This window comes from Corynebacterium sp. DNF00584 (assembly GCF_001552965.1).
Taxonomy (GTDB): Bacteria; Actinomycetota; Actinomycetes; order Mycobacteriales; family Mycobacteriaceae; genus Corynebacterium; species Corynebacterium phoceense.
This window is the reverse complement of record NZ_KQ959732.1, coordinates 133940-147725: the sequence shown is the minus strand read 5'-3', so window position 1 is coordinate 147725 and position 13786 is coordinate 133940. Positions and strand designations below refer to the sequence as shown.

General features: G+C 64.2%; 16 protein-coding genes. 14 read left to right on the top strand and 2 right to left on the bottom strand.

Annotated elements, in window-relative coordinates; genetic code table 11:
- Positions 1-131 precede the first annotated feature (131 nt).
- The 8 genes from lepB (HMPREF0307_RS02995) to HMPREF0307_RS02960 all read left to right on the top strand — a co-directional run bounded on the left by lepB (HMPREF0307_RS02995) (position 132) and on the right by HMPREF0307_RS02960 (position 6855).
- The gene (gene lepB / locus HMPREF0307_RS02995; protein WP_231725020.1) at positions 132-884 is read left to right on the top strand and encodes a signal peptidase I; all 753 of its coding nucleotides are present in this window, start codon (positions 132-134) and stop codon (positions 882-884) included.
- 82 nt (positions 885-966) lie between these two features.
- Positions 967-1623: a signal peptidase I gene (gene lepB, locus HMPREF0307_RS02990; protein WP_230384067.1), complete on the top strand. Its 657-nt coding sequence runs from the start codon at positions 967-969 to the stop codon at positions 1621-1623.
- Complete coding sequence (locus tag HMPREF0307_RS02985) at positions 1610-2266, top strand: ribonuclease HII (RefSeq protein ID WP_066486864.1); 657 nt, start codon at positions 1610-1612, stop codon at positions 2264-2266. Before lepB (HMPREF0307_RS02990) ends, HMPREF0307_RS02985 begins: the two co-directional genes overlap by 14 nt.
- 56 nt (positions 2267-2322) lie before the next feature.
- Positions 2323-2628 carry a DUF2469 domain-containing protein gene (locus HMPREF0307_RS02980; RefSeq protein ID WP_066486858.1) on the top strand — a complete coding sequence of 102 codons (306 nt, stop codon included), beginning with the start codon at positions 2323-2325 and terminating at the stop codon, positions 2626-2628.
- A 207-nt stretch (positions 2629-2835) separates the two neighbouring features.
- Complete coding sequence (locus HMPREF0307_RS02975; RefSeq protein ID WP_066486856.1) at positions 2836-3210, top strand: YraN family protein; 375 nt, start codon at positions 2836-2838, stop codon at positions 3208-3210.
- Positions 3197-4762: a YifB family Mg chelatase-like AAA ATPase gene (locus tag HMPREF0307_RS02970; protein ID WP_066486848.1), complete on the top strand. Its 1566-nt coding sequence runs from the start codon at positions 3197-3199 to the stop codon at positions 4760-4762. Before HMPREF0307_RS02975 ends, HMPREF0307_RS02970 begins: the two co-directional genes overlap by 14 nt.
- On the top strand, positions 4759-5940 hold the full coding sequence (dprA, locus tag HMPREF0307_RS02965; RefSeq protein ID WP_066486844.1) for a DNA-processing protein DprA: 1182 nt from the start codon (positions 4759-4761) through the stop codon (positions 5938-5940). Before HMPREF0307_RS02970 ends, dprA begins: the two co-directional genes overlap by 4 nt.
- 21 nt (positions 5941-5961) lie before the next feature.
- The gene (locus HMPREF0307_RS02960) at positions 5962-6855 is read left to right on the top strand and encodes a tyrosine recombinase XerC (RefSeq protein ID WP_066486843.1); all 894 of its coding nucleotides are present in this window, start codon (positions 5962-5964) and stop codon (positions 6853-6855) included.
- Between the two features lie 10 nt (positions 6856-6865).
- Here HMPREF0307_RS02960 and HMPREF0307_RS02955 read toward each other — a convergent pair whose 3' ends face one another.
- Complete coding sequence (locus HMPREF0307_RS02955; RefSeq protein ID WP_066487205.1) at positions 6866-7378, bottom strand: M23 family metallopeptidase; 513 nt, start codon at positions 7376-7378, stop codon at positions 6866-6868.
- Between the two features lie 295 nt (positions 7379-7673).
- Here HMPREF0307_RS02955 and rpsB point away from each other — a divergent pair, with 295 nt between their 5' ends.
- The 5 genes from rpsB to HMPREF0307_RS02930 all read left to right on the top strand — a co-directional run bounded on the left by rpsB (position 7674) and on the right by HMPREF0307_RS02930 (position 12088).
- The gene (rpsB, locus tag HMPREF0307_RS02950; protein WP_066486838.1) at positions 7674-8480 is read left to right on the top strand and encodes a 30S ribosomal protein S2; all 807 of its coding nucleotides are present in this window, start codon (positions 7674-7676) and stop codon (positions 8478-8480) included.
- A gap of 232 nt (positions 8481-8712) precedes the next feature.
- Positions 8713-9525 (top strand): translation elongation factor Ts, encoded by an 813-nt coding sequence (tsf, locus tag HMPREF0307_RS02945; protein WP_066486835.1) that lies wholly within the window; start codon positions 8713-8715, stop codon positions 9523-9525.
- Between the two features lie 237 nt (positions 9526-9762).
- On the top strand, positions 9763-10452 hold the full coding sequence (pyrH, locus tag HMPREF0307_RS02940; RefSeq protein ID WP_066486831.1) for a UMP kinase: 690 nt from the start codon (positions 9763-9765) through the stop codon (positions 10450-10452).
- 91 nt (positions 10453-10543) lie between these two features.
- Positions 10544-11101, top strand: a complete 558-nt coding sequence (frr, locus tag HMPREF0307_RS02935) for a ribosome recycling factor (RefSeq protein ID WP_066486825.1) — start codon at positions 10544-10546, stop codon at positions 11099-11101.
- A gap of 93 nt (positions 11102-11194) precedes the next feature.
- The gene (locus HMPREF0307_RS02930; protein WP_181734552.1) at positions 11195-12088 is read left to right on the top strand and encodes a phosphatidate cytidylyltransferase; all 894 of its coding nucleotides are present in this window, start codon (positions 11195-11197) and stop codon (positions 12086-12088) included.
- A gap of 60 nt (positions 12089-12148) precedes the next feature.
- On the opposite strand, the gene HMPREF0307_RS02925 is transcribed toward HMPREF0307_RS02930, so the two are convergent.
- Complete coding sequence (locus tag HMPREF0307_RS02925) at positions 12149-12583, bottom strand: LapA family protein (RefSeq protein WP_066486815.1); 435 nt, start codon at positions 12581-12583, stop codon at positions 12149-12151.
- A 93-nt stretch (positions 12584-12676) separates the two neighbouring features.
- Here HMPREF0307_RS02925 and rlmN point away from each other — a divergent pair, with 93 nt between their 5' ends.
- Positions 12677-13783, top strand: coding sequence for a dual-specificity RNA methyltransferase RlmN (rlmN, locus tag HMPREF0307_RS02920; protein WP_066486812.1), 1107 nt, complete (start codon positions 12677-12679; stop codon positions 13781-13783).
- Positions 13784-13786: the final 3 nt, after the last annotated feature.

Here is a 13786-nt window from a genome sequence, read left to right as displayed (position 1 = left end):
TTCTGGCTCACACCTTATGCGTAGCCGACGGCGAGACTTGGGCATCCGAGGGATCTGCAGTACGCGGCGAGTCGTGTTGTAGGCTTTAGCCCGTGACTAATAATGCTGTACCCGCATCCGGTGACTCGCACGTGCCGGGTGTGCCGGATGAGACCAGATCGAAGAACGAGAAGAAGCAGAAGAAGCAGCTGCCGTGGCTGGTAGAGACTCTGCTCATCGTCGTCGCGGTGCTCGCGGTGGTGGGTTTGGTGCAAAACACTATCGGCCGCCAGTACGTCATTCCGTCCGCGTCCATGGAGCCGACGCTGCATGGCTGCCAGGGATGCACGGGCGACCGCATCTTCGTCGAGAAGGTCAGCTACTACGGGGATAAGCATCCGGAGCCGGGCGATGTTGTGGTCTTCAAGGGCACGGACTCGTGGAATGGCGCGTATACCTCGCCGCGCTCGGATAACCCGACCATCCACAAGATTCAGGACGCACTGTCCTACGTCTCGCTGACGCCACCGGATGAGAACACGCTGGTCAAGCGCGTCATTGCGACGGGTGGCCAGACGGTCTCGTGCCAGGCGGGCGACCCGGCCGTTATGGTCGACGGCAAGCCTATCGATCAGTCCTATATCCAGAACCCGCCCACGTACCCCGTCGATGAGTCGAACGGCTCGGAGGAGTGCGGCGGCCCGTACTTCGGTCCGATCACCGTGCCGGAGGGCAACTATTGGGTGATGGGCGATAACCGCACGAACTCGCTTGATTCGCGTTACCACATGCAAGACGAATACCAGGGCACGATCCCGGAGGAGAATATTCGCGGCAAGGTTTCCTTCATCTTCTTCCCGTTCACGCGCATTGGCGGCGTTGATGCCATCGACATCCAGGGCTGACACTCACCGCCTGCCGCGCGAACCTCAGCGCATTACGCTGGGGCAATCCGTGCGGGATGACGCCTCATGGCTGCTGAAAACCATGCTCGCCGCCTTCGTACTGTTGGCGGTGGGATCGGCGCTCATCGGACGCATCTACGTTATCCCGTCGGGGTCCATGGAACCGACGCTCCACGGGTGCCAGGGCTGCAACGGGGACCGCATCGCGGTGGAAAAAGTGAGCTACTACTTCGCAGATCCCAAGCCCGGGGATGTCGTCGTCTTCGAAGGCGAGCCCTCGTGGAACACGACGTATGAGCTGCAGCGATCGCATAACGTGTTTATTCGCGGCCTGCAGAACCTCTTCGCCGCGGCGGGCCTTATTCAGGGCGACGCGAATATCCTCGTCAAGCGCGTCATCGCGACCGAAGGCCAGACGGTCTCGTGCCAGGCGGGGGACCCCGGCATCATGGTTGATGGCCAGGCGCGCACGGAGCCGTACGTGCTTCAGCCCCCGCAGAATCCTATTTCGCCGGAGACGGGCTCGCTGGCCTGCGGCGGCGATTACTTCGGACCGGTCACAGTACCCGAGGACCACATCTGGGTCATGGGAGATAACCGCACGAACTCCGCAGATTCCCGCGCGCACTTGGGTGACGCGGAGCAAGGCACCATTCCGGTCGACAACGTGCGCGGCAAGGTTCGTGCCATCGTCATGCCGTTGAGCCGCATCGGCACCGTTGAGCATGCGCACGCTTAAACAGCAGCGCACCTACGAGGTCGCGCTCGCCCAAGCCGGCTTGGGGCCCGTCGCAGGCGTAGACGAAGCCGGCCGCGGCGCGTGCTGCGGTCCTATCACCATCGCCGCGTGTGTGCTACCCCAGCGGATTATCCCGGAGCTGGCGACGCTCACGGACTCGAAGAAGCTCACGCCCGCCGCACGCGAGAAGCTCTTTCCTATCATCAAGGCGAAGGCGCTTGCGTGGTCGGTCGTCCACATCGAGGCCTCAGACATCGACTACTGGGGCATTCAGCATGCCAACGTCTCCGGCATGCGCCGCGCCGTCGCGCGCCTCGAGGTGCGCCCGCGTTATGTGCTTACCGATGCCCTCAAGGTCCCCGGTCTGCCCGTGCCCCAGCTCCCGATGGTAGGCGGCGACGCCGCCGCGCGGTGTATCGCCGCGGCGAGCGTGCTGGCCAAGGTGAGCCGTGACCACATTATGGTGGACCTCGACGAGCGTTACCCAGGCTATGGGCTTGCGAGGCATAAGGGCTACGGGACCAAGGCACACGAGGGGGCCATCGGAAAGCTGGGCGCCACGCCGGAGCACCGCATGAGCTATGCGAACGTGGCCCGAGCGCAGGCGGAATTTCTCGCGCGTGGCAACGTGGCGCGGGCGTAACGGGGCGCTAGAGTTTAAAGCCTGTAAGAACGAGGTAACTTTCTCAAGGAGCAACGATGAGCGCTGAGGAACTGGACAACTACGAGGCCGAAGTCGAGCTGTCCCTCTACCGCGAATACCGCGATGTGGTGAGCCAATTCTCTTATGTCGTGGAGACCGAGCGCCGCTTCTACCTTGCCAACGCCGTCGAGCTCATCCCGCACACCTCCGGCTCGGACGTCTACTACGAGGTCCGCATGTCTGATGCCTGGGTGTGGGACATGTACCGCTCCGCGCGTTTCGTCCGTTACGTCCGCGTCATTACGTACAAGGACGTCAATATCGAGGAGCTCGATAAACCGGACTTCATCATGCCGGATTAGGCGCGTTCGTGCCGGTGCCATTCACACCGGCATGAGACCTGTCAATGTGTTGAACAATCTCTCTGTGGATAACTCATATCGTGAACTACGTTATCCACAGAATCGGGGCCGCCCGCGAGGCGGCCCCTTGTCGTTGTGGTGTATCTGCCGCTTGGCTAGGTACGAGGCCGTAGTACTGCGGTCCGTAACTAACTAGGAGACAGACACATGCAAACGAAAACTCAGGCTCGTACGCACCTGGCCCGGCGCGGGGAAAGCTGGGCCGCCCGCTTTTATTGCGCTCGGGGCGCGACGGTGCTGGGATGCAACGTCGCTTACGCGTGCGGCGAATTAGACCTCATTGTCCGTGAGAAGGACGGCACCATCGTCTTCGTGGAGGTAAAGACGCGTTCCACGCCGGCCTTCGGCGTGGCGGAGGCTGTCACCCCGCGCAAGCTCAAGCGCATGCGCAAGGCCGCGCAGCAGTGGCTCGCCGGGGCCCGGCCGCTCGCCGACGTGCGCTTTGACGTCCTCGCGCTCACCGCTCGCGGCGACGACTTTGACGTGGACTATTACGCAGGAGTCGAACATGGCGCTGGGTAAGGCTGCGACGACGGCCCTCGACGGCGTGCTCGCGCATCCGGTCCACGTCGAGGCGAATATCGGGGTGGGCCTGCCCGGCATTCAGATCGTGGGTATGGCCGATACCGGAATCAGCGAGGCGCGCTCGCGGATTCGCACCGCCGTGTCTAATAGCACGCTGCCGTGGCCAAAGACGAAGATCATCGTGTCCATGGCGCCCGCGAGCCTGCCCAAGTCCGGCGCGCACTTCGATCTGCCCATTGCACTCGCCATTCTCACCGCGGGGCTGACGGAACAGGAAGAAGAGCTAGGCGGCTTCGGGCTCTCCGGCGATATCGTGCGCCGTCTGGAGACAACGCTCTTCCTCGGGGAGCTGGGCCTCGACGGCACGGTGCGTCCCGTGCCCGGCGTTATTCCTGCGCTGCTCGCCGCGCAAAACCACGGCTTCGAGTCGCTCGTCATCCCGCCTGGCAACGCGGCGGAGGCCGCACTCGTGCCCGACATGCCCGTCTATGTTGCGCGCACGCTTGCCGATGCCTTCGGCTGGGCGTGTGGCCGTCGCCTCCTGCCTCGCGCGGGGTCGCTGGCGCAGCCCACGCGCCCCGAGGCTGGGCCGGCGCCCTGCATGAGCGATATCGCGGGACAGCATGCGGCCAAGCATGCGGCCGAGGTCGCTGCCGCCGGTGGGCACCATCTGCTCATGCTCGGCCCGCCTGGCGCGGGCAAGTCCATGATTGCTGCTCGCTTGCCGTCCATTTTGCCGCCGCTCACCACGGAGCAGTCCCTGGAAGCCACCGCCATTCACTCCATCGCGGGCTCGCCGGGACGCGTCGTGGAGGCCGCGCCCTTCGTCGCGCCGCATTCCTCCATTACCCGCGCCTCCTTGCTCGGCGGCGGCTCAGGGCGCCCGCGGCCCGGCGCGGTCTCGCTCGCGCACCATGGCGTGCTCTTCCTCGACGAGGCCTCCGAGGTCGCCGCCGGCGCCCTCGATGGCTTGCGTGCCCCACTCGAGGAAGGCGAGGTGAGGCTCGTGCGCTCGCGCCGGGAGGTCGTCTACCCGGCGCGCTTCCAACTCGTGCTTGCTGCGAACCCATGCCGTTGTGCCGCCGAGGACCCGGCGCGGTGCACGTGCACGCCGGGACAGCGGCAGGCCTACCTGTCCAACCTTTCCGGTCCGTTGCGCGACCGTCTCGACATGGTCCTGCGGCTCTCGGGCCGTTCAGCACAGCTCCACGCGGACGGGGAGGAGACCTCGGCGGCTATCGCGGACCGCGTCGCCGCCGCGCGCGAGCGTTCTCGTGCGCGTTGGCAGGCGGCCGGTCTCCAGGTCCACACCAACGCGGGCATGCCCTCCGCCCTCCTGCGTCGGCGCTTTCCCGCGGAGGACGACGCGATGGAGCTCCTGCGCGCGTACCTCGCGACGGGAGAGCTAAGCCAGCGTGGCGTGGACCGCACGCTCAAGCTCTCGTGGACGCTCGCGGATCTGGCGGGGCAGGATCGCCCGACCATCGAACACGTATCCTCCGCCCTTGATCTTCGCGGCGACGCCGTTCGCGAGGAGGTGGCGGCATGACCGAGCTTAAGTTGGATACGCCGCTGCAGGCGTGGGTCTACCTCAACCGCGTGGTGGAAGGTCCGTCGCGCACGCTGGCCGCGCTGCTTCAGGACTACACCCCGGAGCACATTGCGCACGGCATTTATCACCAGGCGGACTGGCTGGGTGCGCTGCGCGACGAGACCTCGGCGCGCCGGGACTGGCTGCGCCAGGACGAGGACATCGCGGCCGCGGAGAAAGTGGGCGCACGGCTCATCACGCCGGAGAGTCCCGAGTGGCCGGCCGCGCAGTTCAACTCCGCCTTCGGCTTCTATGCGGCGGGGCTTGCCGATGCCCCCGCGGACTTCGACAAGGCCGCCGTCGCGCCCCATTGCCTGTGGGTCCGCGGTGCTCCGGTGGGCGAGGTCGTTAGCCAGGCCGTCGCTGTCGTGGGCACGCGCGCGATTACCCGCTACGGCTTTGACGCGACGCGCCTCATGGTTTCCGGACTCGTGCCACACCAGTGGACGATTGTTTCGGGTGGTGCGATGGGTGTCGACACCGTTGCACATGAGCAGGCGCTCGAACATGGCGGTATCACCGCGGTGGTCGCCGCGTGCGGCATCGACGAGCCGTATCCCGCGCGCAACGCAAAGCTCTACGAGCGGATCGTGGACCGCGGCGGGACCATCCTCACTGAATTCGCGCCGGGCTCGAAGCCGCAGCGCCATCGGTTCTTAACCCGCAATCGTTTGGTCGCGGCACTCACATCGGGCGCGGTGTGCATCGAGGCGGCCTTTCGTTCGGGAGCGCTCAATACGCTCAACTGGACGGAGGCGCTTGGCCGTGTCGCGATGGTGGTGCCCGGACCGATTACGGGGCCAGGCTCGGTGGGATGTCACAAGCGCATCCAGGAACATCGCGCGCAGCTCGTCATGAGCCCCGACGGTGTGCGCGAACTCCTCGAGCAGGTCGGTGCCGTCGACGAGGAAGCGCAGTTGGAACTCGTCTACGCGCCCTCGAAGACGCAGCGGCTGTCCCGTAACGAGCTGCAAGTTTTCGGCTCGACGCCCGTCGACGAGACGGCGAGCGCCCAAGACATCGCACGCGAGGCGGGGCTGCGGCTGCCGCTTACCATCCATCTGCTCGTCACCTTGGAGAAGCAGGGGCTGGTCGTGCGCCGCGGCGGACAGTGGCAGCGCCTCGACGTGGACTAACCACGGGTATACTCTGGCCCCATGAGTAACACGCCGGGCGGTCAGCTTGAGCAGGCCATCGAGGATTTTGCCGAGTACCAACGTCTAGTGCTCGGCCGATCCGAGGCCACCATCCGCGGCTACCGCTCGGATCTGCGCGACCTGGCCGCGCGCGTGCCGGACTTCGCACATTTCACGCTCGACGCCCTGCGTGCGTGGCTGGGCGATGCCGTGGCGGCGGGGAAGTCCCGTGCCACGCTCGCTCGGCGCACCGCGGCCGCGCGTGCTTTCTCCACGTGGGCGGCGCGCGAGGGCTACCTCGCCGCGGATGTCGCCGCGCGGCTCGTCACGCCTAAGGTGGGCCGCCACCTGCCCAAGGTTCTCGCCCAGGACGAGGCAGGGGAGCTTATGGGCAATGCTGTGTCTCCGGACGAGAAGCACTTCCTGCGCGACAGCGCGATGCTCGAGCTGCTCTACGCTACGGGCATGCGCGTCGCGGAGCTCACCGGGCTTAATGCGGGTGATGTCGACTTGTCACGCCGCACCGCGCGCGTGACCGGTAAAGGCAATAAGCAACGCGTCGTGCCCTTCGGACATGCCGCCGCAGACGCGATTGCCGCGTGGCTCGACGTGCGCGGCGAGTTTCCACCCGCAGCAGACGAGAACGCGCTTTTTCTCGGCACGCGCGGCAAGAGGATCGACCAGCGTCAGGTGCGCCGCGTTGTGGAGCGCGCCAGCCAGGTCACCGGGACGACGGGACTAACACCACACGGGCTGCGGCACTCGGCGGCGACACACCTGCTCGAGGGCGGCGCCGACCTCCGCGTGGTCCAGGAAGTGCTGGGACACGCCTCGCTCCAGACAACGCAGGTCTATACCCACGTCTCCGCGGCACGCCTGAAGAAGATTTACGAGCAGGCGCACCCGCGGGCTTAAGGACGCAGACCTAGACGGGCTTCAGGCGGATCGTGGGGGCATCAAGAAGCTCGAGTGGATTGAGATAAGAATCCGGGCCGTCGAGTGCGCCCCAATGCAGGCCGGGATAGCCGTCGAAGGTAGGCGCGAGCGTGCCGAGTACGTCTCCGGCGGCGACTGTCTGCCCGACCTGGACGTGGGCGTAGACGGGGGAGTAAGTGGTGCGCAGTCCGTCCGCGTGCTCGACGGAAACCGACGGGGTGCCGGCGACAACGCCTGCGAAGGCGACGGTCCCGGGGCCCGCGGCGGCAATGGGCTGGCCAACGTCTGCCGCAAGATCGACGCCGCGGTGTCCCGGCAGCCAATTGTGGTCCGGATTATCGAAGGCGCGGATAACGCGGAGTGGAACGGGTGGCGAATAGCCGCGGGCGGAGGGCTGCGCGGCGGTGGGCGATGGTGCGGCGGCGGCCGGAAGCGTAGCGCCTGTGGCGAAAGTGGTTGCAGTAATAAGGAGAGAACTAAAAATGAGGCGAGAGAGTTTCATGGTCTCCACCATGCCGGATTTTGGGGCAGAGCGCTAGGTTGTGTTGGTGGGATTTTGCAGGCAGTTCGCGTGCGCGCCGTTTTGGCAAAGCGTGGCGAAGCATATAAGCTATCCGGCAGCAGTGTGTCCTTTGGACTCATTGACTACGCGCGGCAAGAACAATGACGCAGTCAACGTGGTCCCGAATCTGTTCATGACTTGGGTGTTGACAGCTAGGACTTGCAGCCAGGGTGTGGGATAAAAGCCCGCACAACACGTATTGGAAAACCTAAAGAAAATAGAAAGCGAGCGAATCATGGCAGTTGTAACCATGCGCGAGCTCCTCGACGCCGGTGTCCACTTCGGTCACCAGACCCGTCGCTGGAATCCGAAGATGCGTCGTTTCATCTTCACTGACCGTAATGGCATCTACATCATCGACCTGCAGCAGACGCTGACTTACATTGACGAGGCTTTCGAGTTCGTCAAGGAGACCGTCGCACACGGCGGCACCATCCTGTTCGTGGGTACGAAGAAGCAGGCTCAGGAAGCCGTGGCTGAGGAAGCTACCCGCGTGGGTATGCCGTACGTCAACCACCGCTGGCTGGGCGGCATGCTCACCAACTTCCAGACCGTGTCCAAGCGTCTGAAGCGCATGAAGGAGCTTCAGGCCATGGACGCCGCTGAGGACGGCTACAAGGGCCGCACCAAGAAGGAAGTTCTCATGCTCACCCGCGAGCGCACCAAGCTGGAGCGCGTCCTGGGCGGCATCTCTGACATGTCCAAGGCTCCGTCCGCCCTGTGGATTGTTGACACCAACAAGGAGCACATCGCGGTCAAGGAAGCTCACAAGCTCAACATCCCGGTTGTTGCCATCCTCGACACCAACTGCGATCCGGACGAGGTCAACTTCCCGATCCCGGGCAACGACGACGCCATCCGCGCCACCAAGCTGCTCACCGGCATCATCTCCACCGCTGTGGAAGAGGGCAAGAAGGCTCGCGAAGAGCGCCAGCTTGCCGCTGCCAAGGAAGCCGCTGGCGACTCCGCAGAAAAGGAGCAGCGCGACGCGGCTGAGGCCGCTGCTGCATCCGACCCGGCTTCTGCCGAGTCCGCTGAGTAATACAGATTAATTTCTGTGGCTGACTTTTAAACCCCCGTTGTGCCGACTAAGGCCACGGGGGTTTGTCGTGACACGACGTGTCTCACGTGCATCGCGCGCGTGTGGAGCCGTGGCACGGTATTTCGACGGCGCGGGGGCATTTTTCTAGCCCCCTAGAGCGGCGCGCGGCGCGTGCGTCGACTACGCTGTTTCAACGAACATTGTTTGATCAACAAGGAGGATCGCCCCAACTATGGCGAACTACACTGCTGCAGACGTCAAGGCCCTGCGCGAAGCTACCGGCTCTGGCATGCTCGATTGCAAGAAGGCCCTGGAAGAGTCCAACGGCGACTACGACAAGGCTGTTGAGATCCTGCGCATCAAGGGCGCAAAGTCCGTCTCCAAGCGTGCGGACCGCGAGGCTTCTGAGGGGCTCATCGCCGTCTCCGGCAACACCATGGTCGAGATCAACTGCGAGACCGACTTCGTGGCAAAGAACGACGCCTTCAAGTCCTTCGCAGCCAAGATCGCTGAGGCCGCAGGCGAGGCTAAGGTCAACTCCGCTGAGGAGCTCAATGCTCTCGAGATCGACGGCAAGACCGTCGCCGACATTGTGACCGAAGAGTCCGCAAAGACCGGTGAGAAGCTGCAGGCTGCCCGCGCTGCCACCATCGAGGGCGACAACGTCGCCGTCTACCTCCACCAGCGTTCCGCAGACCTGCCGCCGGCAGTGGGCGTTCTCGTTGCCTACGAGGGCAACGCTGAGGCCGCACACCAGGCTGCTCTGCAGATCGCCGCGATGAAGGCTGAGTACCTCACCCGCGAAGAGGTTCCGGCTGAGGTCGTCGAGAAGGAGCGCGAAATCGCTGAGGCCACCACCCGCGAAGAGGGTAAGCCGGAGAAGGCTATCCCGAAGATCGTGGAAGGCCGCCTGGGTGGCTTCTTCAAGAACGTTGTCCTGCTCGAGCAGGCCGCACTGGAGGACCACAAGAAGACCGTCAAGCAGGTTCTTGACGAGGCTGGCACCACCATCACCGCCTTCAAGCGTTTCGAGATCGGTGCCTAAGTCTCACTCCCGCGGCAGGGTTACTGCTGCTGCGTGAGGGCGAGCTTTCGCTCGAAAATCAGCCCACGCTCCGCTTCCGCGGGGACGTGGGCTTTTGCGTGCCGCCGGCGAGGCGCGGTGTTAGGTAGCGGGGCGTCCTAACAGGTAAGATGGTCGGAGAAAATTGTGCCCCTTTAAGTGGAAGGACGTCTCCAGGTGACTACCCCGGATTCCAAGCGAACTGCGTACAAGCGAGTGATGCTCAAGCTGGGTGGTGAAATGTTTGGCGGCGGCAAGGTCGGCATCGATCCGGACGTCGTCGAAAACGTCGCCCGCCAGATCGCGGACATTTCCAAGCAGGGTACCGAGGTCGCCGTGGTCATCGGTGGCGGCAACTTCTTCCGTGGCGCGGAGCTCTCCCAGCGCGGCATGGACCGTGCGCGCTCGGACTACATGGGCATGCTCGGCACCGTTATGAACTGCCTGGCCCTCCAGGACTTCCTGCAGCAGCAGGGCGTGGATTGCCGCGTGCAGACCGCCATCAACATGGCGCAGATCGCGGAGCCGTACCTGCCGCTGCGCGCTGACCGCCACCTGGAGAAGGGCCGCGTGGTTATCTTCGGCGCTGGCATGGGTATGCCGTACTTCTCCACGGACACGACCGCGGCACAGCGTGCCTTGGAGATTGGCGCCGAGGTCCTTTTCCTCGCCAAGGCCGTGGACGGTGTCTATTCGGACGACCCGCGCACCAACCCGGACGCGGAGCTCTACACGGAAATCACGCCGCGCGAGGTCATCGAGAAGGGCCTGAAGGTTGCAGACGCCACCGCGTTTAGCCTGTGCATGGACAACAACATGCCCATCCTGGTCTTCAACCTGCTCACTGAGGGCAATATCGAGCGCGCCGTCAAGGGCGAGCCTATCGGTACCCTCGTTCAGTCGAAGTAAGCCCCGCCGGGGAATATGACCCGCAAGCGGCGAAAAACCTGCTAGATTTTCTACCCAGCACCTACGACACACAGAAGGAACATTCTTCCTCATGATTGATGAGATTCAGCTCGACGCCGAAGAGCACATGACCGCCTCGGTGGAGCACACCCGCGAGCAGTTGGTGACCATCCGCACAGGCCGTGCCAACCCGGCCATGTTCAACGGTCTCGTGGCCGAGTACTACGGCGTGATGACCCCCATTACCCAGATGGCGACCATCTCGGTTCCGGAGCCACGCATGCTGCTCATCAAGCCCTACGAGCAGTCCATGATGAACGAGATCGAGAACGCTATCCGTAACTCGGACCTGGGCGTCAACCCGACCAACGACGGTCAGGTTCTGCGTGTGACCATTCCGCAGCTGACCGAGGAGCGTCGCCGTGACATGGTCAAGCTCGCCAAGTCCAAGGGCGAGGATGGCAAGGTGGCCATCCGTAACCTGCGCCGCAAGGCCATGGAGCAGCTGAAGAAGCTGCAGAAGGACGGCGACGCGGGCGAGGACGAGGTCGTCGCCGCAGAAAAGGAGATGGAGAAGATCACCGCCTCCTACATCGACCAGGTGGACAAGCTCGTCGCCGCTAAGGAAGACGAGTTGATGGAGGTCTAGACCCTCCGCACCACATGTACACAACAAGCCGTCGGACGCATTCACGCTTCGGCGGCTCGTTTCATGCCCTACCCCGCGAAAGGATGTCTGGTCGTGCCCGATACCGCCTCCCAGAATCGCCACCTGCCTAAGCCGAAGAATGGCGCCGGCCGCAACCTACCGGCAGCCATCGGCGTGGGCGTGGGGTTGGGCGCACTCGTCGTCTTTGCCGTGTGGGCGGGTCCGCTCGCGTGGTATATCGTGGTGGCGGCCGCGCTGGGATTTTCCATGTGGGAGGTCACCACGCGACTGCGTGAGCATTCCTACCAAGTGCCGCGCACGTTGCTGATCGTTTTGTGCCAGGCCATGATTTGGGCCTCGTGGGTGGCAGGGGCGTCAGGCCTCGTGGCGGTCTACGTGTTGAGCGTCCTGGCGCTCATGTTTGGCCGACTCTTCCACAACGGTCGGCACCGTCCGCCCATTAACTACCTGCGCGATATGTCCGTCGGGTTGTTCGTACTCACGTGGATTCCACTCTTCGGCTCGTTCGCGGCGATGTTGTCGTACATCGATACGCCATTGGCCTCGGGTGCCGCGTCGATTATCGTCTTTATGCTCTGCGTCGTCGCGTCCGATACCGGTGGTTACGTCGCTGGCGTTATGTTCGGCTCGCATCCCATGGCCCCGGCTGTCTCGCCGAAGAAGTCCTGGGAGGGCTTCGTGGGCTCCATCGTCTTTGGCACGCTCACCGGCGCGCTGGCGGTGAAGCTCTTGCTCCATCACGACGCCTGGGTCGGCGCCATCATGGGCTTGCTGCTCGTCTTTTGCGCGACGCTGGGCGATCTCGTGGAATCCCAATTTAAGCGCGAGCTGGGCATCAAGGACATGTCGCATATCCTGCCCGGCCACGGCGGACTCATGGACCGCCTCGACGGCATGTTGCCGTCGGCCATGGTGACCTGGGTGGCGATGAACGCCCTCGCCACCGGCTTCGTGCCGTTGCCGTAGTCACCACGCACACAAAAGCCGCGTCCACGAGGACGCGGCTTTTCATTATGCGGTGAAGCGTTAGTGGCGCTGGGCCTGCTTGCGCACCTGGCGGCGCAGCTCGAACATGCGCCAGCCGCCCACAAGCGCCATGATGAGCGCGCCGGCGATGGCGAAGATGAGGAACGCGATGCCTGCGGGCAGCTGGCCGGACCAATTGAAGAAGTTGAGCTCGGCCGGCTGCTGATTCTGCAAGATAAAGATGATGAGCAGAATTAGCAGCAGGAAGCCCACGATGAGCGCGGCCCACGTGCTGGCAGCAAAGGACCCCTTCACCTTGGACTGCTCCTTTTGAAACTCGGCGAAGGCGACGCGGTCCTCGGCAGAGAACGAGTCCTGAGCGGCAGGAACCGGAGCGGGAGCAGACGCTGGGGTGGAGTCGGGCGTAGCGGAGGGGGCATCGGCAAGCTCAGCGGAGGGGTCGGGCTGAACGTTACGGGGGTCCTTGGAAGTCATGGATACCAAGATACCGGCACGGCGTTGACTTCATCACTTTAGGTTCCTTTTAATTAGCCGTTGAGCGCCGAGAGTGGGACAATAGCGAGCACCATGGCTGAACCTTTGAAACTGAATTTCTCCGCCCCGCGGCGTGGCTTGCCGCCGAAGCACTTTGCGGACTTTACTGTCGACGAGCGCGTTGCGAAGCTCGCCGAGCTGGGACTGCCCAAGTTCCGCGCCAAGCAGCTGGCGAAGCATTACTACCAGCACCTCACCAACGACGTTGAGAAGATGACGGATATCCCGGCCGAGAAGCGTGCGGCCGTGCAGGAAGCCCTCTTTCCGGAACTCATGACGCCCATCCGCCAGACCTCGACGGACGATGGCTCGACCACGAAGTCCCTGTGGCGCCTCCACGATGGCACGCTGCTCGAGTCCGTGCTTATGCGCTACCCGGGCCGCGCCACCCTGTGCATTTCGTCCCAGGCGGGCTGCGGCATGGCCTGCCCGTTCTGTGCCACCGGCCAGGGCGGCCTCGACCGCAACCTGTCCACCGCGGAGATCGTGGAGCAATTCCGTAACGCGTCCGCGCAGATGGAGGCCGAGGGCGGTCGCCTGTCCAACGTCGTGTTCATGGGCATGGGCGAGCCGCTGGCCAACTACAAGCGCGTGATGCACGCGGTACGCCAGATCACCGGCCAGGACGGCGAAGGCTTTGGCCTCTCCCAGCGCAACGTCACCGTGTCCACGGTGGGTCTGGCGCCGGCCATCCGCAAGTTCGCGGACGAGGGGCTGGCCTGCACCCTGGCTGTCTCGCTCCACACGCCGGATGATGAGCTGCGCGATAGCCTCGTGCCGGTGAACAACCGCTGGCCGGTCTCCGAGGTCCTCGACGCCGCGCGTTACTACGCCGACAAGTCAGGCCGCCGCGTCTCCATTGAATACGCGCTCATCCGCGATAAGAATGACCAGGGCTTCCGCGCGGACATGCTCGGCCGCAAGCTGCACCAGGCGCTGGGCTCCAAGGTCCACGTCAACGTCATTCCGCTTAACCCGACCCCGGGTTCCGAATGGGACGCAGCACCGAAGGCCCGCCAGGACGAGTTCGTCCGCCGGGTCATCGCGCAGGGCGTGCCGTGCACGGTGCGCGACACCAAGGGCGACGAGATCGCCGCGGCCTGCGGCCAGCTCGCCGCCGACGAGCGCGAGTCCGCGTAAAGC